This window comes from Streptomyces sp. NBC_01537, assembly GCF_045040445.1.
In the GTDB taxonomy this organism is placed as follows: Bacteria; Actinomycetota; Actinomycetes; order Streptomycetales; family Streptomycetaceae; genus Actinacidiphila.
In genome coordinates, this window is the sequence record NZ_CP109392.1 from 6,592,702 (window position 1) to 6,612,012 (window position 19,311).

Genomic DNA, 19,311 nt, shown 5'->3' on the forward strand with positions numbered 1-19,311 from the left:
CGGAACCCGTGGCGGGAGAAGCGCAGGCCGACTGCCTGTTCTGCAAGATCGTGGAGGGAAGCATCCCCGCGACGGTGGTGCGCGAGACCGAGACGACGGTCGCGTTCCGCGACATAAACCCGCAGGCGCCGACGCACGTCCTGGTCATTCCGAAGGCGCACTACCCCGACGCGGCCAGCCTGGCCGCCGCCGAGCCGTCGCTGATGGCGGACGTGCTGCGCGAGGCGGGCGAGGTCGCGGCGGAGGACAAGGTGGACGCGACCGGCTACCGGGTGGTCTTCAACACGGGCTCCGGCGCCGGTCAGACCGTCTTCCACGCGCATGCGCACGTCCTGGGCGGGCGCGGCCTCGAATGGCCCCCGGGATAACCACTGATGTCCGCACGTGAACTGGTCGTGCTCGGCACGGCCAGCCAGGTCCCGACCCGGCACCGCAACCACAACGGCTACTTCCTGCGCTGGGACAGCGAGGGCATCCTCTTCGACCCCGGAGAGGGCACCCAGCGCCAGATGCTGCGCGCCGGGGTGGCCGCGCACGACCTGACCCGGCTGTGCGTCACGCACTTCCACGGCGACCACAGCCTCGGCCTGGCCGGCGTGATCCAGCGGATCAACCTCGACCGGGTCCCGCACCCGGTCGCCGCGCACTACCCGGCCTCCGGCCAGCGCTTCTTCGACCGGCTGCGCTACGCGACCGCGTACCGCGAGACCGTGAAGCTCGGCCAGGAGCCGGTGAGCGGCGAGGGCGGCGTCCTCGCCGACACGCCCGTCTTCCGGCTGGAGGCGCGCAGGCTGTCGCACCCGGTGGAGTCCTACGGCTACCGGCTCACCGAACCGGACGGCATGCGCATGCTGCCCGAGCGGCTGAAGACGCACGGCATCAGCGGACCGGCCGTCGGCCGCCTGCAGCGCGAGGGCTCGGTGGACGGTGTCACCCTCGACCAGGTCAGCGAGCCGCGCCCCGGGCAGCGCTTCGCGTTCGTCATGGACACCCGGCTGTGCGACGGAGTGTACGAGCTCGCCGAGGGCGCCGACATGCTCGTCATCGAGTCGACCTTCCTCGACGCCGACGCGGAACTGGCCTCCGAACACGGCCACCTGACGGCGGGCCAGGCCGCGAAGGCGGCCGCCGAGGCGGGCGTACGGCACCTGGTGCTCACCCACTTCTCGCAGCGATACACCGACCCGGAGGCCTTTGAGCGGCATGCGCGCGACGCGGGTTTCGAGGGCGAGCTCACCATCGCGCGGGACCTCGACCGGGTGCCCGTGCCGAAGCGGCGGCAATCGCTCTGACCTGTACGGTTGGCCGTTATGTCGAACCGGATTCCCAAGGCCGAGCTGCACCTGCACATCGAGGGCACCCTCGAACCCGAGCTGGCCTTCGCCCTCGCCGCGCGCAACGGAGTCGAGCTGCCGTACGCGACGGCCGAAGAGCTGCGCAAGGCCTACTCCTTCTCCGATCTGCAGTCCTTCCTGGACCTGTACTACGCCCTGATGGCCGTCCTGCGCACCGAGGAGGACTTCGCCCTGCTCGCGGACGCCTACCTGGCCCGGGCCGCCAAGCAGGGCGTACGGCACGCCGAGATCTTCTTCGATCCGCAGGCGCACACTGCGCGCGGCGTGCCTATCGGCACCGTCATCGAGGGCCTGGGCCGGGCACTGGACCGCAGTGAGGACCTGCACGGCATCAGCACCCGGCTGATCATGTGCTTCCTGCGGGACGAGTCCGCCGACTCCGCCATGGAGACCTTCGAGGCCGCCCGCCCCTGGTTCGGCCGCATCGCGGCCGTCGGCCTGGACTCCGCCGAGGTCGGCAACCCGCCGTCGAAGTTCCGGGAGGTCTACGCGGCCGCCGCCGAGGCCGGCCTGCGCCGCGTCGCGCACGCGGGGGAGGAGGGCCCGCCCGCGTACATCCTGGAGGCGCTGGACATCCTCGGTGTCGAACGCGTCGACCACGGCATCCGCTGCATGGAGGACCCGGCCCTGGTCGAACGGCTGGTCCGCGACCAGGTCCCGCTCACGGTGTGCCCGCTGTCCAACGTCCGGCTGCGCTGCGTCGACACGATGGCCGACCACCCGCTCCCCGCGATGCTGGAGGCCGGGCTCCTGGTCACCGTCAACTCCGACGACCCGGCCTACTTCGGCGGCTACGCGGGCGACAACTTCGACGCCGTACGCGACGCCCTACCACTGGACGACGACGCCCTGCGCACCCTCGCCCGCAATTCCTTCCGGGCCGCCTTCCTCGACGCGCCTGCGCGTGACGCGTTTCTCGCCGAGGTGGACGCGTACGAGGCGTAGGGCCCCGGGGGCGTGGGCCCCAGGGGGTTTCCGACGCACGGCGGGCGGGCCCGGTGAACCCGGGCCCGCCCGTCACTGCCCCCCTCGGGCAATGCCCTTACGCGACGAAGTACGTCGGGTTCGGGATCTTGTACGTCTTGTCGGCGTAGCCGCCGTCCAGGTCGGACTGCTGGTCACCGAAGCTGCCGATGATGTTGTAGCCCTCGGACTCGATGTACTTCCGGGTGCCTTCCTTGTACTGGACCGTGGTGCAGGTCCAGGAAGCAGCGGTCGCGCAGCTGCTCAGGTAGGACGGCGGGTTGACCTTGTCCTTGAGGAAGACGTGGTCCGTGTCGAGCGCCGTCTTGTAGCCCACGGTGTCGAGGTTCGCGGTGGTGTAGGACCGCAGCGACGCGTCCAGGCCGGACAGGAAGAAGACCTCGACGCCCTTGCTCTTGGCGTACGCGACCAGCTCCGGCATGCCGAAGACGGCCTGACGGGTGGTGGTCTTGATGTAGTTGGTCCACCCGCTGCTGCTGTACGTGAAGTTGGTGGCCTTCTCGAAGTCGTAGCTCAGCAAAGAGGTGTCGTCGATGTCCAGCACGATGGCGGGCTTCTCGCCCGGCTTCGCGGCCTTCTTGACGGCCTTCTTGATGTCCTTCTTCGCGTCCGACTCGATGTGCGCGACGTCGGCGGCGTACAGGCTGTCGGGCGAGGCGGACCAGACGCCGGCGCTGTCCTTCGTGCCGCCGTAGTAGGTGTCGATCTGCGAGACGAGCGTCGCGATGTTCTCGGGCTCGTGCGTCTTCGTACCCGAGGTGTGGGCACTCGCGGCGCCGGTGCCGTACAGGGCGGCACCGGCGACGGCACAGGCGGCGGCGATGCTCGCGACTCTTATGGACTTCCGCATGGGGATGTGTCTCCGGATCTGGCCCTTTCCGGGCCGTGGGGTCTGGAGTAGCGCGTGAGAGCCGGTGCGCGCGAAATTGCGTTTCGCACCAGGTGGGAGCTTGTCTACGCGCATCACACACTGCACGACAAGCATTTTTGCTCATCCGTTATGTGAACGCGCGGTTACGCGATCCCCATGTGATCGAGCACGCGCGCGGCGGCGGCCACGGAATCGATCAGCGGATGCAGCGCCAGAGCCCGCAAAGCCGCAGCCCGGGAGCCTGTGGCGGCCGCTTCGATCGCCGCCCGCTCCACCGCTTTCAGCGACAGCATCAGCCCCGCCTGGTGTTCGTCCGGCGGCGCCACGCGCAGCGGCCTCGCCCCGAAGTCGCCCACCGCGCAGGGCACTTCGACGACCGCTTCGGCGTCCAGCGCAGGGACGGCGGAGCCGTTCCCGGAGCCGTTCCGTACGTTCAGGATCAGCGTCGTCCGCTCGTCCCGCGCGATCGCCCGCATCAGCGCCAGCGCGACCCGGTCGTAGCCGCCGCCGTCCAGGTCGTGCGCATCGCGCTCCCAGCCCCCGGTGGCGGCCCGGTTCTCCGCCATGTAGGTCTCCTCGCGCTCCCTGCGCGTGCGGTCCCACAGCCGGTACGCGGCCTGCGGGCTGTCTTCCGCCGCCGCTGCCGCCGCGAAGAAGGCACCCTGCTGGCGGTCCAGGAACTCCCCGCGCGTCGCCGCCGCGTCCCGTACGGCCGCCAGCGCCTCCCGCGCGAAGTAGTAGTAGTGCAGGTACTCGTTGGGCAGCGAACCCAGCGCCCGCAGCCACTGCGCCCCGAACAGCCGGCCCTCCTCGAAGGAGCCGAGCGCCTCGGTGTCCGCCAGCAGCCCCGGCAGCAGGTCGCGGCCCTGGCCATCCGTCAGGCGGCGCAGCCAGCCCAGGTGGTTGAGCCCCACGTAGTCGTACGTCACGGCATCCGGATCGGCCCCGGCGGCCCGCGCGGCGCGGCGTACCAGGCCGACCGGCGAGTCGCAGATGCCGATGACGCGGTTGCCGAGCACACGTGACATCGCCTCGGTGACCATGCCCGCCGGATTGGTGAAGTTGATGACCCAGGCGCCGGGCGCGACCGCCGCGACCCGCTCCGCGATCTCCGTCGCGACGGGCAGCGTGCGCAGGCCGTACAGCACCCCTCCCGCGCCCACCGTCTCCTGCCCCAGCAGCCCCTCCGCCAGCGGCAGCCGCTCGTCCCGCACCCGCCCGGCCGTCCCGCCCACCCGGATCGCGGAGAAGACGAAATCCGCGCTGCGCAGGGCGTCGTCGAGGTCCCGCGCGATCCGCACACGCGGCGCCAGGGGGTGGCCCTGCGCCTGGTGGGCGAGGACGGCGGCGACGGCCCGGACCCGCAGCGGGTCGGTGTCGTACAGCACCAGTTCGGTGACGGCGTCGTCGGTGAGCAGCGCGCGGTGCACGAGCGGTACGCGGAAGCCGCCGCCACCCAGAATCGTGAGCCTCATTTGCCCCATTCTCCTGGCACAGTGGGCTGTAGCCGATGAGGAAAGGACTCATGGGGTGGACGCGCACGACAACCAGGTCCTCGACAACCAGGTCCTCGACAACCCGGTCCTCGACCCGCTTGCGGCGGTCCGCGCGCCCGGTGACCCGGGGACCGATGTCTATCTGACCGGGACGGTCTTCCTGGACATCATCTTCACCGGTCTCGACAGCGCCCCCGTGCGCGGCACCGAGTCCTGGGCGCGGGGGATGGGCTCCAGCCCAGGCGGCATCGCCAACATGGCCACCGCACTTGCCCGCCTCGGCCTGCACACCTCACTCGCGGCCGCCTTCGGCGACGACATGTACGGCGACTACTGCTGGGACAGCCTCTCCGACGGAGAGGGCATCGACCTCGCCCTCTCCCGCAGGATCCCCGGCTGGCACTCCCCGGTCACCGTCTCCATGGCCTACGAGGGCGAACGCACCATGATCAGCCACGGCCACGAGGCCCCGCCCCCCGAAGAGCCCGCCCCCCAGTGCCCGCCCCCGGCACGCGCATGCGTCGCCTCCCTCACCCCCGGCGGCCCCCGCCAGCCCTGGATCGCGAACGCCGCCCGTCACGGCAGCCGCGTCTTCGCCGACGTCGGCTGGGACGACTCCGGCCGCTGGGACCCCGCCGACCTCGCCGACCTCGCCCACTGCGAGGCATTCCTCCCCAACGCGGCCGAGGCCATGAACTACACCCGTACCTCCTGCCCCCGCGCCGCCGCCCGCCGCCTCGCCGAGCTCGTCCCCCTCGCCGTCGTCACCCTCGGCCCCGAGGGCGCCTACGCCGTCGATTCGGCGCGCAGCGAGACCGCGGAGGTCCCGGCGCTGTCGGTGGACGCCCTCGACCCCACCGGCGCCGGCGACGTCTTCGTCGCAGGCTTCCTCACCGGCACCCTCGCCGACTGGCCCCTCGCCGACCGCCTCGCCTTCGCCAGCCTCACCGCCGCCCTCTCCGTCCAGGAATTCGGCGGCTCCCTCTCCGCCCCCGGCTGGATCGAGATCGCCGCCTGGTGGCAGCACGCCAAGTCCTACGACGACCAGGACCGGGCGGCGCTGCGGCGCTACGCCTTCCTCGACGACCTGCTCCCGGCCGGCACCCGCCGCTGGCCGCTGCGGCGCGCCGTGCCGACGATCGGCTTCCGGCAGTCCGGCTGACCGTGCAGGCCGGGGCGTAACGCCCCCAGGTCGTAAAACCCCTCGGGACTGTCGTACCACCGTCGTACCCTTGGTACCCAAGGCCTCACGGGCGATTCGATCAGCAGAAGGCGGGATGAGCAGGCCTAGAGCCGGCCCATGACTCAGACACCCACAGCAGCGCAGGCGCGCGCTCACTTCGTCGTACCGGCAAGCCACCCGATGGTGACCGTCCTGGGGTCTGGGGACAAGCTCCTGCGCGTCATCGAGAGTGCCTTCCCGGCGGTCGACATCCATGTGCGCGGCAACGAAATCAGCGCGACCGGCGACCGGGCGGACGTCGCCCTGGTCCAGAGGCTTTTCGACGAGATGATGCTGGTGCTCCGTACCGGCCAGCCGATGACGGAGGACGCAGTGGAACGCTCGATCGCCATGCTCCGGCAGAGCGAGAACGGCGGGGCGCCCGGCGAGGAGACCCCGTCGGAGGTCCTCACCCAGAACATTCTGAGCAACCGGGGCCGCACCATCCGCCCCAAGACGCTCAACCAGAAGCGCTACGTCGACGCCATCGACAAGCACACCATCGTCTTCGGCATCGGCCCCGCCGGCACCGGCAAGACCTACCTCGCCATGGCCAAGGCCGTCCAGGCCCTGCAGTCCAAGCAGGTCAACCGGATCATCCTCACCCGCCCCGCCGTCGAGGCCGGCGAACGCCTCGGCTTCCTGCCCGGCACCCTCTACGAGAAGATCGACCCGTACCTGCGCCCGCTCTACGACGCGCTGCACGACATGATCGACCCCGACTCCATCCCGCGCCTGATGGCCGCCGGGACGATCGAGGTCGCCCCGCTGGCGTACATGCGCGGCCGCACGCTCAACGACGCGTTCATCATCCTCGACGAGGCGCAGAACACCAGCGCCGAGCAGATGAAGATGTTCCTGACCCGGCTCGGCTTCGACTCCAAGATCGTCATCACCGGTGACATCACCCAGATCGACCTCCCCGGCGGCGGCACGAAGAGCGGTCTGCGCCAGGTCCAGCACATCCTGGACGGCGTCGAGGACGTGCACTTCTCGCGCCTGACAAGCTCGGACGTCGTACGCCATAAGCTGGTCGGGCGCATCGTGGACGCCTACGAGCGCTACGACGACCAAAACGGCAACGCCGACCAGCGAAAGTAGCCAGCGAAACAACCATGTCGATCGACGTCAACAACGAGTCCGGCTGGGAGCTCGACGAGCAGGCGGTGCTCGACATCGCGCGCTACGCCATCCAGCACATGCGCATCCACCCGCTCTCCGAGCTCTCCATCATCGCCGTCGACGCCGACGCCATGGAGCAGCTCCACATCCAGTGGATGGACGAGCCCGGCCCCACCGACGTCATGTCCTTCCCGATGGACGAACTCCGTCCCGGGAAGGACGACGAGGAGCCCCCGCAGGGCCTCCTCGGCGACATCGTGCTGTGCCCGGAGGTGGCGAAGAAACAGGGTGACGCCGCCGCCACCAAGCACACCATGGACGAGGAGCTCCAGCTCCTCACCGTCCACGGCGTCCTCCACCTCCTCGGCTACGACCACGAGGAAGCCGACGAAAAGGCCGAGATGTTCGGCCTCCAGAAGGCCATCCTCGACGGCTGGCGCGCCGAACACGGCCTCACCGGCCCGTCCCCGGCCCCGACGACCAGCCACTGACCCTGATGATCGTCTACGCCGTACTGCTGGTCGTCATCGCCTGGCTCGCCGCCTGCGCCGAAGCGGCCCTCGCCCGCGTCTCGCGCCCCCGCGCCGAAAACGCCGTCCGCGGCGGCCGGCGCGGCGGCGACAAACTCCTCGCCGTCACCGCCGACCCGACCCGCTACCTCAACGTCGCGCTGCTGGTCCGCGTCTCCTGCGAAATGGCCGCCGCCGTCCTGGTCACCGTCGTCTGCGTCCGCCACTTCGACCACACCTGGCAGGCCCTCGCCGTCGCCATCGGCGTCATGGTCCTCGTCTCCTACGTCGCCGTCGGCGTCTCCCCCCGCACCATCGGCCGCCAGCACCCCCTGAACACCGCGACGGCGGCCGCGTACGTACTCCTCCCGCTCGCCCGCATCATGGGGCCCGTCCCCAAACTGCTGATCCTCCTCGGCAACGCCGTCACCCCCGGCAAGGGCTTCCGCCAGGGACCCTTCGCCAGCGAGGCCGAACTCCGCGCCCTGGTCGACCTCGCCGAGTCCGAGTCCCTCATCGAGGACGACGAGCGCCGCATGGTCCACTCCGTCTTCGAGCTCGGCGAGACCCTCGTACGCGAGGTCATGGTCCCGCGCACCGAACTCGTCTCCATCGAGCGCTACAAGACCATCCGTCAGGCCATGACCCTCGCCCTGCGGTCCGGCTTCTCGCGCATCCCGGTGACGGGCGAGTCCGACGACGACGTCGTCGGCATCGTCTACCTGAAGGATCTCGCCCGCCGTGTCCACATCAACCGCGAGTCCGAGACCGACCCGGTGTCCACGGTGATGCGGCCCGCCGCCTTCGTCCCCGACACCAAGAACGCGGGCGACCTGCTCCGCGAAATGCAGCAACAGCGCAACCACGTCGCCGTCGTCGTCGACGAATACGGCGGCACCGCCGGCATCGTCACCATCGAGGACATCCTCGAAGAGATCGTCGGCGAGATCACCGACGAGTACGACACCGAGCTCCCGCCCGTCGAGGACCTCGGTGACGGCTCCTACCGCGTCACCTCCCGCCTCGACCTCGGCGACCTCGGCGAGCTCTACGGCATCGACCTCGACGACGAGGACGTGGAGACCGTCGGCGGCCTCCTCGCCAAAACCCTCGGCCGCGTCCCCATCCCCGGCGCCTCCGCCGTCTTCCCCCTCCCCGAGGACTCCTCCTACCCCGACCGGCCCTTCGGCCTCCGCCTCACCGCCGAGACCGTCGCGGGACGGCGCAACCGGATCGGGGCGGTGCTGGTCGAGCCGGTCCAGGGGCGCGAGGCCGACGGCGAGGGTTCGGGCCGTACTGGTCCGTAGGGTCGCAATCCTCCGTGCTGGTCGGCAGACCCCCACCCCTGGTCGCTGGCCAAGCACGCCAGGAATGGGGCCTGCCGCAGGGCCCGCGCATCTGACTCCGGCCGTCGGGTCCAGTGCTGTCGTCGGCCGCCCGTTTCGCCCGGCTGAACGCGATGCTCCCCTGCTGGGTTGTTCAGCCGCGCGAACGTGACCTGAGGCCGATCGCGACCAGCACCGCCACCACCGCCACCACGCCCGCGTCGACCCCCAGCGCCAGCTTGATGCCGGAGAGCAGGTCGGACCGCGTCGCGGCGAGGGCGCTCAGGAGCGGGATGCCGATGGTGATGCCGATCTGCTGGGAGCTGGTGACGAGGCCGGTGGCGAGGCCCTGTTCGTCGTCGGGGAGGCCGGAGGTGGCGGTGACGCCGTAGGAGACGATCACCCAGAGGTGGCCGACACAGCCGGCGGTGATGGCGACCAGGGCGAGCCAGACGCCGGATGGGCCGGTGCCCAGGAGGACGAGAGGGGCGGTGAGGGCGGCCTGGAGGACGAGGCCGCCGACGAGGGTCGTACGGGTGCCGAAGCGGCCGATGACGCGGGCGGCGGTCATGCCGGTGACGGCAGCGGCGAGGCCCTGGACACCGAAGACGAGGCCGGTGCGGAAGGAGGAGAGGCCGCGGAGCTCCTGGAGGTAGAGGGTGGTCATGAAGACGACGCTGCTCATCATCGAGAAGGTGACGATGCCGGCCAGGTTGCCCCAGGCCACGGTCGGACGGCGGAGCATCCGCAGTGAGACCATCGGCTCGGCCGCACGGGATTCCACGACCACGAAGGCGACCAGCAGACCCACACCGCCGACCAGCGTCACGATCACGTCCGCGCCGCCGAAGCCGCGCTGTGCGGCCGTGGAGAGGGAGTAGATCAGCGCCAGCAGGCCGCCGGTGACGGTGACCGCGCCCGGTATGTCGACACGGGGGCGCTGCGGGTGCCGGGACTCCGCGAGCAGGCCGGGCGCGGCGGCCAGGACGACGGCGCCCGCGATGCCGAGCAGGGCCATGGTGGAGCGCCAGCCCAGGACGTCGGTGAGGCCGCCGCCGAGGACGACGCCGATGGTGAAGCCGAGCGAGAGCAGCGTGCCGCTGATGCCGAGGGCGCGTTCGCGCTGCGGGCCCTCGGGGAAGGTCGTGGTGAGCAGGGACATGCCGGTCGGCACGATCACGGCCGCGCCCAGCCCCTGGACGGCGCGGGCGGCCAGGAAGACCGCCGGGGACCAGGCCAGCGTCGCCAGCACGGAGGCGGCGGTGAAGAGGGCGAGCCCGCCGAGGAAGAGCCTGCGGCGGCCGTAGAGGTCGGCGATACGGCCGAAGAGCAGCAGGAAGCCGCCGGAGGGAAGCGCGAAGGCGGTCACCGCCCACTGGAGGTTGGCCTGGCTCATGCCGAGGTCCTTGCCGAGGACCGGCAGGGCGACGTTGAGGATGGAGAAGTCGAGCGCGACCATGAACTGGGCCGCGCAGAGGACGAAGAGCACCAGCTTGGCGCGGGTGCTGAGCTTTTCGGACTTGTCGGGGACGGCTGCCGGGACGGCAGCGGTGTCGATCGCCATGGCAAGCAGCCTCGGGCTCCCGGAACAAACCTGGGGAGTGCGTACTTATGGTGGTGGTCGGACCACCAGCCACCCAGGGGGAACGTTGGACGCCCGTCGATCAGATCTGCGTGAGTTCCTGATGGCCCGCCGCGCACGGGTCAGTCCCGCCGAGGCCGGCCTGCCGGACGGCGGCGCCCGGCGCCGTACGCCCGGATTGCGCCGCGAGGAGGTCGCGGTGCTGGCGGGTGTCGGGGTGTCCTGGTACCAGTGGCTGGAGCAGGGGCGGGACATCACCGTCTCGCCGCACGTGCTGGACGCGGTGGCGCGCGTGCTGAAGCTCAACGGCGCCGAGCGCAGGCATCTTTACGTACTGGCCGGGGCCAACCCGCCGCTGCCGCAGTCGGACTACGACGCGGAATATCTCTGCGACGGCCTGAAGCGGCTGATCGAAGCCTGGATGCCGCTCCCGGCACACATCATGGACGTCTACACCAACTGCGTCGCCTACAACGACTCGGCGGCCCTGGTCCTGGGCTTCCGGCCGGACATCTCGCAGAACTGCGTGGTCAACTTTTTCACCGACTCGGTCTACCGGGCCCGGGCGAGGAGCTGGGAGCTGACCGCGCCCTGGGTCGTGGCCCAGTTCCGGGCGGCGATGGCCGACCATCCCCGCGACGAGGGCTTCCAGTCCGTCGTGGAGGAGGTCTCCGCGCTGAGCGAGGAATTCGTGGAGCTGTGGGCCCGCGCCGACGTGCGGCCGGGCGGCCAGCTGACGAAGGAGCTGGAGCATCCGGTTGCCGGCACGCTCTTCCTGGAGAGCACGCAGCTGCGCGTACCGGCCCGCCCGGACCTCACGATCGTGCTGCACAACCCGGTGCCCGACACCGACACGGCCGCGAAGCTGGAGTGGCTGACCTCCCCGGAGGGACGGCGCCGTGCCATGCGGCCTGCGGATACGCTGATCGCATGAGCGACGACCTGCCCGCTGAGGCCCTGTCCGCCGAGGACCGCAAGATCATCACCCTGGCCCGCTCGGCCCGCGCCCGCAACGGCGTGCCCGAGGGCGCGGCCGTACGTGACGAGACCGGGCGTACGTACGTGGCCGGGACGGTGGCCCTGGAGTCGCTGAAGCTCAGCGCACTGCAGACGGCCGTCGCCATGGCCGTGGCCAGCGGCGCGAAGTCACTGGAGGCGGCGGCGGTCGTCACGGCGGCCGACGTGGTCTCCGAGACGGACCGCGCGGCGGTGCGGGACCTCGGAGGGGCGGACACGCCGGTGCTCCTCGCGGGGCCGGACGGGGCGCTGCGCGGCACGGTCGCGGCGGGCTGACGGAGCCGGCCCTTCACCACGGCAGCGGGCGTCCGTCCCGGAAGAAGCCGCCTGTGGGGCCGTCGTCCGGGAGGGTGGCGGCCCAGACGACGCCGGCTGCGCCGGCGGTGACGGGACGGCCGCCGGAGCCGCCCATGTCGGTGGCGACCCAGCCGGGGCAGACGGCGTTGACGAGGATGTGGTCGGGTCGGAGCTCGGCGGCGAGCATGCGCGTGAGGGCGTTGAGGGCGGTTTTGGAGGCGGTGTAGGCGGGGGTGCCGCCGCCCATGTTGGTGAGCGAGGCGGCCTCGCTGCTGACGTTGACGATCCGCCCGCTGCGGCTCGCCCGCAGGAGCGGGAGGAAGGCCTGAGTGGTACGCCAGGGGCCGTAGAGGTTGGTCTCGGCGGCCTGCCGGACCACGTCGAGGTCGGCGGTGGCGGCCCGCTGCCAGGTGTCGTAGGTGATGGCGGCGTTGTTGACCAGGACGTCGAGGCGGCCGTGGCGGCGCCGCACCTCCTCGGCGGCGCGAAGGACGCTGTCCGGGTCGGTGACATCGAGGACGAGTTCGGCGGCTCCCGCCGTACGGGCGGTGGGCAGGACGGTGTGGCCGAGGGCGGCGAGCTGCCGGCAGACTTCGCGGCCGATGCCGCGGTTGGCGCCGGTGACGAGGCAGACGGCCATCGTGGATTCTCCTGCCGGCCGGTGACGGGGGTCGGCCGCATTCGGCCGATGAGTAGATCGTGCGGTGGCGGGGGCAGTGCCGTCCAAGACCCGGCGTCATAACCAGGAGCTATCGGATGTCGCGGCGGGCCCCGGGAAATCACGGGCCGGGCATGCGGCATCCGTGATAGCCAGGAGCGATGGATGCCCATCTGCGCGACCTCCGCTACTTCGTGGCCGTCGCCGAGGAGTTGAACTTCACCCGTGCGGCCGAGCGGCTCTTCGTCTCGCAGCCCGCCCTCAGCAAGCAGATCCGGCACCTGGAGGAGGGCCTGCGCGCCCGGCTCTTCGACCGCGACCGGCGGGCGGTCGCGCTCACCGCCGCCGGGAAGGCGCTGCTGCCGCTGGCGGGCGAGCTGATCCGGTCCTGGGACGAGGCGCAGCGCGCGGTCAGCGACGCGGCGGCGGCGGAGGCGGCAGTGCTGACGGTCGGGCTGTCCACGAGCATCGGGCGCGGTCTGCTGCAGGGCGTACGGGAGCGCTTCGCGGAGCGGCGGCCGGGGTGGCGGGTGCAGTACCGGCAGATCAACTGGGACGACGCGACGGCGGGCCTGGCGGAGGGCCGGGTTGATGTGGCGCTGGTGTGGCTGCCGATCCCCGGGCAGGAGGACTTCCGGACGCGGGTTGTGGCGGCGGAGCCCCGGTGGGTGGCGCTGCGTGACGATCACCGGCTCGCGGCGCGCGAGGAGGTGGCCTTCGGCGAGCTGCTGGACGAACCGTTCCTTGCGCTGCCGGCGAGCGCGGGCCCGTTGCGCGACCACTGGCTGGCGCTCGACGAGCGCGGTGGGCGGGAGGCACGGATCGGCGCGGTCGTCCACAACGCGGAGGAGACCTTCGCCGCCGTGGAGGAGGGCAGCGGGATCGTGCTGCTCGCGGCCGGGAACGCCCGGATCTACCGGCGGCCGGGGATCGCCACCCTGCCCGTCACCGGCCTGCCGCCGACCGAACTGGCCGTCGCCTGGCGGCCGGACGACCACCGGGCCGTGCTGCGCGACTTCGTCGAGGCGTGGGTGCCCGCCGACGATAACCAACGGTTATCTCAACGGGTCTTGGACGAGGACCGGTGACCGGCGGAAGGCTGTCCGCCATGACCACAACCGCGATTCCCACCCGCACCCTCGGCCCGCTCACCAGCTCCGCCATCGGCTTCGGCGCCATGGTCCTTTCCCCCGGCGTGTACGGCGGGATCGACGACGACCGCGCCCTCGCCGCCCTGGACGCCGCCCTCGAAGCCGGCGCCACCCATCTCGACACCTCTGACGCCTACGGCGACGCCGGCCACAACGAGCGCCTCCTCGGCCGGGCCCTGCGCGGCCGCCGCGACGACGTGCTGCTCGCCACCAAGTTCGGCCTGGCCGTCCCCGAGGGCGCCGAGGCCCACACCCATCCCGTCTCCTACGACTTCGGCGAGCTGCGGGTCAACACCGAGCCCCGTTACGTACGCGGCTACGCCGAGTCCTCGCTTCGCAACCTCGCCACCGACCGCATCGACCTCTACTACGTGCACTTCCCCGACCCCACCGTCCCTATCGAGGACACCGCGGGGGCCGTTGCCGAGCTGGTCAAGGACGGCCTCGTCCGCCACTTCGGGCTGTCGAACGTCACCGCCGAGCAGCTGCGCCGCGCGCATGCCGTGCACCCGGTGGCCGCCGTCCAGGTCCAGTGGTCCATGTGGAGCCAGGCCGACCCCGCACTGTTCGCCACCGCCCGCGAACTGGGCGTCGGCATCGTCGCCTGGAGTCCGCTCGGCAGCGGCTTCCTCACCGGCACGGTCCGGTCGCTCGCCGGGGACGACGACTTCCGGCGCTTCATCCCCGGCTTCCGCGACGGGAATCTGCAGGCGAACAACGACCGCTTCGCTCCCGTCCGCGCCATCGCCACCGAACTGGGCCTCACCCCGGGCCAGTTGGCCCTGGCGTGGCTGCTCCACCAGTACGAGCACGTCGTCCCGATCCCCGGCAGCCGTACCCCCGCCCACATCGCGGAGAACCTCGCCGCCGCCCGGGTCGAACTGGCCCCGGACACCCTCACCCGTATCGACCGGGCCCTGGCCGCGTTCGCGCCCGAGGGCGCGACCACCCTGCTGGAACGCAGCTGACGGGTCACGGGCCAGGAGGTCGGAAGGTCAGGAGTGCCAGACCTCGCTGATCTCGGTGACGGTGCCGGACGGGGACAGGACGATGTCGTAGATGTTCCCGGAGCAGGAGTACGGGGACTTCACGCCGGTGTTGTTCAGGCAGGCGCGGACGTGGGCGGTCAGCTCCGGGTAGGTGACCGTACTCAGGCTGGTGGCACCGGTGTTGAGCTTGGCGACGACGTCGGTGGCGAAGGTGTAGTCCTTGGCCGTGCCCGTACCCGCGTAGCCGCCGCCGTTCGGGTCGCAGCTGAAGGTCGCGGTCTTCGCCTGCACGATGAACTGGGCCGGCGGGTTGACCAGCTCCACCATCTGGTGCCCGGCGGGGACGTCGCCGGTTCCGCAGTCGTCGGACGGCTCGGGGTCGATGGAGTGGCCGACGACGCCCGGCTCCGAGGTGGCGGCGGTGGGGGAGGCGGACGAGGCGGCGGCGGGCGAGGAGGCGGCGGCGGTCGGGTCGTCGGCCTGGCAGGAGGTGAGGGTGAGCAGGGCCGCGGCGAGTGCGGCCGCGCCGAGCAGGCGGCGTGCGGGCATGGTGGTGGGGGCTTCCTGTTCTGGTGTGTCCGGGGTGGCCAGGGTCTGTCCGGTCAAGATCGACCGGACAGACCCTAGAGGCCGTTTCGGCGGTACGGCACGTAGGGCTGGCCGATCGACCGTTCGTGGGCGGCGTCCCCGGAGTAGTACGGGTACGGGATGACGTGCGAGACGGTGCCCTGGGAGCCGTTGTCCTCCAGGGCGATGTACTTGGTGTGCGAGGAGTCGGCCCAGCCGCCGAAGAGCACCACGTGGTCGCCGGCGATCAGGGCGTCGCCCGGCTGGAGGTCGTCCTTGGTGATCTGGTGGGAGACCGAACTGCCCATCAGGCCGTAGGTGTTGAGGCCCGGCCCGTCCAGGCCCCAGGCGGCGGACACAAAGCCGGAGCAGTCGTCGCGGTAGCCGTTGGTGGTGGCCGACTGGCTGTAGCCGATGCGGTGGTTGACGCGCTCCAGGGCGCGGTCGACGATGTCCTTGCGCTCGCTGGGAAGCGTCGAGGTGTCGGGGGCGTCGATCACGCCCGCGCCCTGGGTCGTGTGGTGCCTGCCCGGTGACCAGGCGTCCCAGTCACCCACCGTCTTCCACTTGCCGTCGCCCTGCCCGTCGAAGGAGTCGGACCTGGTCGGGCTGCTGCTTCCGCCGCCGGTGCTTCCGCCGCCCGTGCCGCCGCCTCCGCCTCCGCCGCCACTGGTGTGCGCGGGGCTGGTGGGGGTGGAGTCGCCCTTGTCCTGCTTCTTCTTCATCGCGTCGTCGTTCTTGCGCTCGACGGCGGCGTACTCCTCCGTGACGCTCTTGAGCTTCTGCGCGTCGACCGCCAGATCCGTCTTCAGCTTGTCCTGGATCTCGGCCAGGGCGTCCGCCTGGCTCGCGATCTCCCGTACGTCCGACAGGACTTGGTACGCCGTGCCCAGGCCGGCCACGAGAGCCGGGCCCATGACGAGAGCGGCGGCGCCGAGGTCGGTCGCGGCCGCCCGCTTGATGGCGTCCCGCGCCTCGCCGAGCTTGCGGGACATTTCCTCGACGCGCTCGCTCGCGGTGTGCCAGTCCTTCTGCAACTGGGAGAGATGTTCGAGCTGGACGCCGAACTGCTCCTTGGCCATGCGTTTTCCCCGTATCCCCGAATCCCCGTGTCCCCGAATCCCCGTTTGTCTCCGCTAGAGCACGTTGCCGAGGCGCTCCACCGACTTGCTCAGGGTCTCGAGCCCGTCCGCGGCGGACCGGAGCTCCCGGATCCGGCCCTGGGCGTGCTCCTGGAACGCGTCGGCCGCCTCACCGTGCCAGTCGACCTGGCCGACGGCGGTGTTGACCTCTTTGCTCAGCTGCTCGATCTGCTTGCCCAGCGCGGCCAGTTCGGTCGCGATCCGGCCCAGATCCTCCGTGCTGCCGAACATCTTCTCCAGAGCCCAGTGCGCGATCTCCGCCGGCGCCATGACGATGTCCTTGCCGACCTGCACCACATCGCCGACCAGCTGCTCGCCGTCATGCCAGGCATCACTCAGAAAGTTCACGCCACCCGTTCCCCCGTGTCGAACGACTCAACTCACAGCGCTGCGCGGCACTTTACCGGAAACCCCGCAGGTCACCCCGTGCCTCACCAGGCGCTTGACCATCACCATAAACACTCTTGACCTTGGTCAAGTCCCACGATCCCGTCATGGGCATGCCCAGCCGTCCCGCGCCGCCGGTGTCGCTCCCGGTCGGCCGCGCCGAGCGGATCAGGGACAATGGACGCCATGAGCGCTCGTACTGATTCCGCCACCCCGCACCGGTCGGGCTTCGCCTGCTTCGTCGGCCGCCCCAACGCAGGCAAGTCCACCCTCACGAACGCTCTGGTCGGCATCAAGGTGGCCATCACCTCCAACCGGCCGCAGACCACCCGCCACACCGTGCGCGGCATCGTGCACCGGGAGGACGCCCAGCTCGTCCTCGTCGACACCCCCGGGCTCCACAAGCCCCGCACCCTGCTCGGCGAGCGCCTCAACGACGTCGTCCGCGCCACCTGGGCCGAGGTCGACGTCATCGGCTTCTGCCTGCCCGCCGACCAGAAGCTCGGCCCCGGCGACAAGTACATCGCCAAGGAGCTGGCCGCGGTCCGCAAGACCCCCAAGGTCGCCATCGTCACCAAGACCGACCTCGTCGACTCCAAGGCCCTCGCCGAGCAGCTCATCGCCATCGACCAGCTCGGCAAGGAGCTCGGCATCGAATGGGCCGAGATCATTCCCGTCTCGGCCGTCGGCGACAAGCAGGTCTCCCTCCTCGCCGACCTTCTCGTCCCCCTGCTCCCCGAGGGCCCGATGCTCTACCCCGAGGGCGACCTCACGGACGAGCCCGAGCAGGTCATGGTCGCCGAGCTGATCCGCGAGGCCGCGCTCGAAGGCGTACGGGACGAGCTGCCGCACTCCATCGCGGTCGTCGTCGAGGAGATGATCCCCCGCGAGGGGCGCCCCGAGGGCAAGCCGCTGCTCGACGTCCACGCGAACATCTACATCGAGCGGCCGAGCCAGAAGGGCATCATCATCGGCCCGAAGGGTGCCCGGCTGAAGGAGGTCGGGACGAAGTCGCGCAAGCACATCGAGGCGCTGCTCGGCACCCCGGTCTTCCTGGACCTGCATGTGAAGGTCGCGAAGGACTGGCAGCGGGACCCCAAGCAGCTGCGCAAGCTCGGCTTCTAGGCCAGGGCCTAGGCGCCCTCCTTCAGGACTGTCCGTACCAGCTCCCGCTGCGCCTGCGTGAGGTGCGGGTCCGCGCAGTGCACGGTCCGGCTGTCCACGGTGATCGCGTACTGGAAGCCGTCGGGAACCCCCCGTGGGGGCGCCGCCTCGCCCGCGGCGAGGGTGTCGCGGGCGAGGGCGTGCAAATGGAAGGCGTCGGGCCGGCCGGTGGTGTCCAGGGCGGCCCGACGCTCGATTCCGGCGAAGCCGCCGGAGCGGATCACGGAGATGCGCATGGCATACGCCTACCCGTGGGCGAGGGGTTACGCACTGCGCGGCGCGCCTTCCGGCGGCGGCGTCTGCCGGGCGCCGTTGCCGTTGGCGGGTACGCCCACCTGCCCCCAGGCCTTGAGGACCGACCGGTACTCGTCGCCGTCGCCGTAGCGGGCGCGGGCGGAGGCGGCCGTGAGGGCGGCGAAGTCGGCGAAGTCGGCGTTGGGGCCCAGCTCGCCTCCGGTGAGGGTGTCGTACCAGATCTGGCCGGCCTTCTCCCAGGCGTAGCCGCCGAGCGCCTCGGCGACGAGGTAGAAGGCGTGGTTGGGGATGCCGGAGTTGATGTGGACGCCGCCGTTGTCGCGGCCGGTCCGCACGTAGTGCTCCATGGTGGCGGGCTGAGGGTCCTTCCCGAGGACGTCGTCGTCGTAGGCCGTGCCCGGGGCCTTCATGGACCTGAGCGCGACGCCCGTCACGCGCGGCGCCAGCAGCCCCGCGCCGATGAGCCAGTCGGCCTGGTCGGCGGTCTGCTGGAGGGCGTACTGCTTGACCAGCGACCCGAAGACATCGGACAGCGACTCGTTGAGCGCGCCGGACTGGCCGAAGTACTCCAGGTTCGCGGTGTGGTAGGTCACGCCGTGGGTGAGCTCGTGCCCGATGACGTCGAGGGAGATGGTGAAGTCGTTGAAGATCTCGCCGTCGCCGTCGCCGAACACCATCTGCTCGCCGTTCCAGAAGGCGTTGTTGTAGCCCTCGTCGTAGTGGACGGAAGCGATCAGCGGCAGACCCGAATCGTCGATCGAGTGGCGGTTGAAAGCCTTCAGGTAGAGCTCGAAGGTCGCGCCGAGGCCGTCGTAGGCCCGGTTGGCGGTGACGTCCTTCACCGGGTCCTGGCCTTCGGGGCGGACCTTCTTGCCCGGCAGGTCGGTGCGGTGCCCGGCGTCGTGGACCGTGCGGTTCGGCAGGTCCGATGGCGCCCCCGCAGGCACCGGACCGACCGCGCTGACGGTGTCGACGCGGCGCCGCGTGCGCAGTGCGGCGTCCGTGACCAGGGTGCGGCGGGCGGGATCGGCGAGTGCCTGGTCCTCGTTCCGGGCGATCTTGTCCAGGACGTGTGGCGGAATGATCGTGCAGAAGACAGGAGCGTGGGATGTGTGCGTCATACACGGCAATCTGGCACGCAGTGAGCGAGCTGTCACCCGTTGCCACGGATGATCACGAAAATGAGGGAATATCTACGCTTTTCCGCGCATGCCGCCC

At 70.9% G+C, this 19,311-nt stretch carries 22 protein-coding genes; 13 read left to right on the forward strand and 9 right to left on the reverse strand.

Annotation, left to right across the window (positions count from 1 at the left end):
* Positions 1–8: 8 nt before the first annotated feature.
* Genes OG607_RS30330 through OG607_RS30340 form a run of 3 tightly spaced genes read left to right on the forward strand, consistent with a single transcriptional unit; the run spans position 9 to position 2,300 of the window.
* Positions 9–368: a histidine triad nucleotide-binding protein gene (locus tag OG607_RS30330; RefSeq protein ID WP_405730261.1), complete on the forward strand. Its 360-nt coding sequence runs from the start codon at positions 9–11 to the stop codon at positions 366–368.
* A 6-nt stretch (positions 369–374) separates the two neighbouring features.
* Positions 375–1,292: a ribonuclease Z gene (locus tag OG607_RS30335; RefSeq protein WP_405730263.1), complete on the forward strand. Its 918-nt coding sequence runs from the start codon at positions 375–377 to the stop codon at positions 1,290–1,292.
* Between the two features lie 18 nt (positions 1,293–1,310).
* Positions 1,311–2,300: an adenosine deaminase gene (locus OG607_RS30340; RefSeq protein WP_405730265.1), complete on the forward strand. Its 990-nt coding sequence runs from the start codon at positions 1,311–1,313 to the stop codon at positions 2,298–2,300.
* Between the two features lie 97 nt (positions 2,301–2,397).
* Here OG607_RS30340 and OG607_RS30345 read toward each other — a convergent pair whose 3' ends face one another.
* Complete coding sequence (locus tag OG607_RS30345; RefSeq protein WP_405730267.1) at positions 2,398–3,189, reverse strand: HAD family acid phosphatase; 792 nt, start codon at positions 3,187–3,189, stop codon at positions 2,398–2,400.
* Positions 3,190–3,353: 164 nt separating this feature from the next.
* Positions 3,354–4,685, reverse strand: coding sequence for a 6-phospho-beta-glucosidase (locus OG607_RS30350; RefSeq protein ID WP_405730269.1), 1,332 nt, complete (start codon positions 4,683–4,685; stop codon positions 3,354–3,356).
* A gap of 55 nt (positions 4,686–4,740) precedes the next feature.
* On the opposite strand from OG607_RS30350, the gene OG607_RS30355 reads away from it, so the two are divergent.
* The 4 genes from OG607_RS30355 (at position 4,741) to OG607_RS30370 (ending at position 8,866) form a co-directional block, all read left to right on the forward strand.
* Positions 4,741–5,868, forward strand: a complete 1,128-nt coding sequence (locus OG607_RS30355) for a carbohydrate kinase family protein (RefSeq protein ID WP_405730271.1) — start codon at positions 4,741–4,743, stop codon at positions 5,866–5,868.
* A 138-nt stretch (positions 5,869–6,006) separates the two neighbouring features.
* A complete protein-coding gene (locus OG607_RS30360; protein ID WP_405730273.1) occupies positions 6,007–7,029 on the forward strand; it encodes a PhoH family protein in 1,023 nt (340 codons plus the stop codon).
* Positions 7,030–7,043: 14 nt separating this feature from the next.
* Positions 7,044–7,541: an rRNA maturation RNase YbeY gene (gene ybeY, locus OG607_RS30365; protein WP_405730275.1), complete on the forward strand. Its 498-nt coding sequence runs from the start codon at positions 7,044–7,046 to the stop codon at positions 7,539–7,541.
* A 5-nt stretch (positions 7,542–7,546) separates the two neighbouring features.
* Complete coding sequence (locus OG607_RS30370; RefSeq protein ID WP_405730277.1) at positions 7,547–8,866, forward strand: hemolysin family protein; 1,320 nt, start codon at positions 7,547–7,549, stop codon at positions 8,864–8,866.
* Positions 8,867–9,038: 172 nt separating this feature from the next.
* On the opposite strand, the gene OG607_RS30375 is transcribed toward OG607_RS30370, so the two are convergent.
* The gene (locus tag OG607_RS30375) at positions 9,039–10,448 is read right to left on the reverse strand and encodes an MFS transporter (protein WP_405730279.1); all 1,410 of its coding nucleotides are present in this window, start codon (positions 10,446–10,448) and stop codon (positions 9,039–9,041) included.
* 121 nt (positions 10,449–10,569) lie between these two features.
* On the opposite strand from OG607_RS30375, the gene OG607_RS30380 reads away from it, so the two are divergent.
* Together OG607_RS30380 and OG607_RS30385 are read left to right on the forward strand one after the other, a co-directional pair.
* Complete coding sequence (locus OG607_RS30380) at positions 10,570–11,400, forward strand: helix-turn-helix transcriptional regulator (RefSeq protein WP_405730281.1); 831 nt, start codon at positions 10,570–10,572, stop codon at positions 11,398–11,400.
* Positions 11,397–11,759, forward strand: coding sequence for a cytidine deaminase (locus OG607_RS30385; RefSeq protein ID WP_405730283.1), 363 nt, complete (start codon positions 11,397–11,399; stop codon positions 11,757–11,759). Before OG607_RS30380 ends, OG607_RS30385 begins: the two co-directional genes overlap by 4 nt.
* Before the next feature lie 13 nt (positions 11,760–11,772).
* Here OG607_RS30385 and OG607_RS30390 read toward each other — a convergent pair whose 3' ends face one another.
* A complete protein-coding gene (locus OG607_RS30390) occupies positions 11,773–12,420 on the reverse strand; it encodes an SDR family NAD(P)-dependent oxidoreductase (RefSeq protein WP_405730285.1) in 648 nt (215 codons plus the stop codon).
* A gap of 179 nt (positions 12,421–12,599) precedes the next feature.
* On the opposite strand from OG607_RS30390, the gene OG607_RS30395 reads away from it, so the two are divergent.
* Both OG607_RS30395 and OG607_RS30400 read left to right on the forward strand, forming a co-directional pair.
* Positions 12,600–13,526 carry a LysR family transcriptional regulator gene (locus tag OG607_RS30395; RefSeq protein ID WP_405730287.1) on the forward strand — a complete coding sequence of 309 codons (927 nt, stop codon included), beginning with the start codon at positions 12,600–12,602 and terminating at the stop codon, positions 13,524–13,526.
* Between the two features lie 20 nt (positions 13,527–13,546).
* Positions 13,547–14,557 (forward strand): aldo/keto reductase, encoded by a 1,011-nt coding sequence (locus tag OG607_RS30400; RefSeq protein ID WP_405730289.1) that lies wholly within the window; start codon positions 13,547–13,549, stop codon positions 14,555–14,557.
* 27 nt (positions 14,558–14,584) lie between these two features.
* Here OG607_RS30400 and OG607_RS30405 read toward each other — a convergent pair whose 3' ends face one another.
* The 3 genes from OG607_RS30405 to OG607_RS30415 are packed head-to-tail and all read right to left on the reverse strand — an operon-like array spanning position 14,585 to position 16,635.
* Positions 14,585–15,184 carry a hypothetical protein gene (locus OG607_RS30405; protein WP_405730291.1) on the reverse strand — a complete coding sequence of 200 codons (600 nt, stop codon included), beginning with the start codon at positions 15,182–15,184 and terminating at the stop codon, positions 14,585–14,587.
* A gap of 17 nt (positions 15,185–15,201) precedes the next feature.
* Positions 15,202–16,227, reverse strand: a complete 1,026-nt coding sequence (locus OG607_RS30410) for a hypothetical protein (RefSeq protein ID WP_405730292.1) — start codon at positions 16,225–16,227, stop codon at positions 15,202–15,204.
* A gap of 54 nt (positions 16,228–16,281) precedes the next feature.
* Positions 16,282–16,635 (reverse strand): WXG100 family type VII secretion target, encoded by a 354-nt coding sequence (locus tag OG607_RS30415; protein ID WP_405730294.1) that lies wholly within the window; start codon positions 16,633–16,635, stop codon positions 16,282–16,284.
* A 116-nt stretch (positions 16,636–16,751) separates the two neighbouring features.
* Here OG607_RS30415 and OG607_RS30420 point away from each other — a divergent pair, with 116 nt between their 5' ends.
* Both OG607_RS30420 and era read left to right on the forward strand, forming a co-directional pair.
* Positions 16,752–16,877 (forward strand): hypothetical protein, encoded by a 126-nt coding sequence (locus OG607_RS30420; protein WP_405730296.1) that lies wholly within the window; start codon positions 16,752–16,754, stop codon positions 16,875–16,877.
* A complete protein-coding gene (gene era / locus OG607_RS30425) occupies positions 16,861–17,799 on the forward strand; it encodes a GTPase Era (RefSeq protein ID WP_405730298.1) in 939 nt (312 codons plus the stop codon). Before OG607_RS30420 ends, era begins: the two co-directional genes overlap by 17 nt.
* Positions 17,800–17,807: 8 nt before the next feature.
* On the opposite strand, the gene OG607_RS30430 is transcribed toward era, so the two are convergent.
* Together OG607_RS30430 and OG607_RS30435 are read right to left on the reverse strand one after the other, a co-directional pair.
* Positions 17,808–18,074 carry a protealysin inhibitor emfourin gene (locus tag OG607_RS30430; protein ID WP_405730300.1) on the reverse strand — a complete coding sequence of 89 codons (267 nt, stop codon included), beginning with the start codon at positions 18,072–18,074 and terminating at the stop codon, positions 17,808–17,810.
* A 27-nt stretch (positions 18,075–18,101) separates the two neighbouring features.
* Positions 18,102–19,214 carry a M4 family metallopeptidase gene (locus tag OG607_RS30435; protein ID WP_405730302.1) on the reverse strand — a complete coding sequence of 371 codons (1,113 nt, stop codon included), beginning with the start codon at positions 19,212–19,214 and terminating at the stop codon, positions 18,102–18,104.
* Positions 19,215–19,311: the final 97 nt, after the last annotated feature.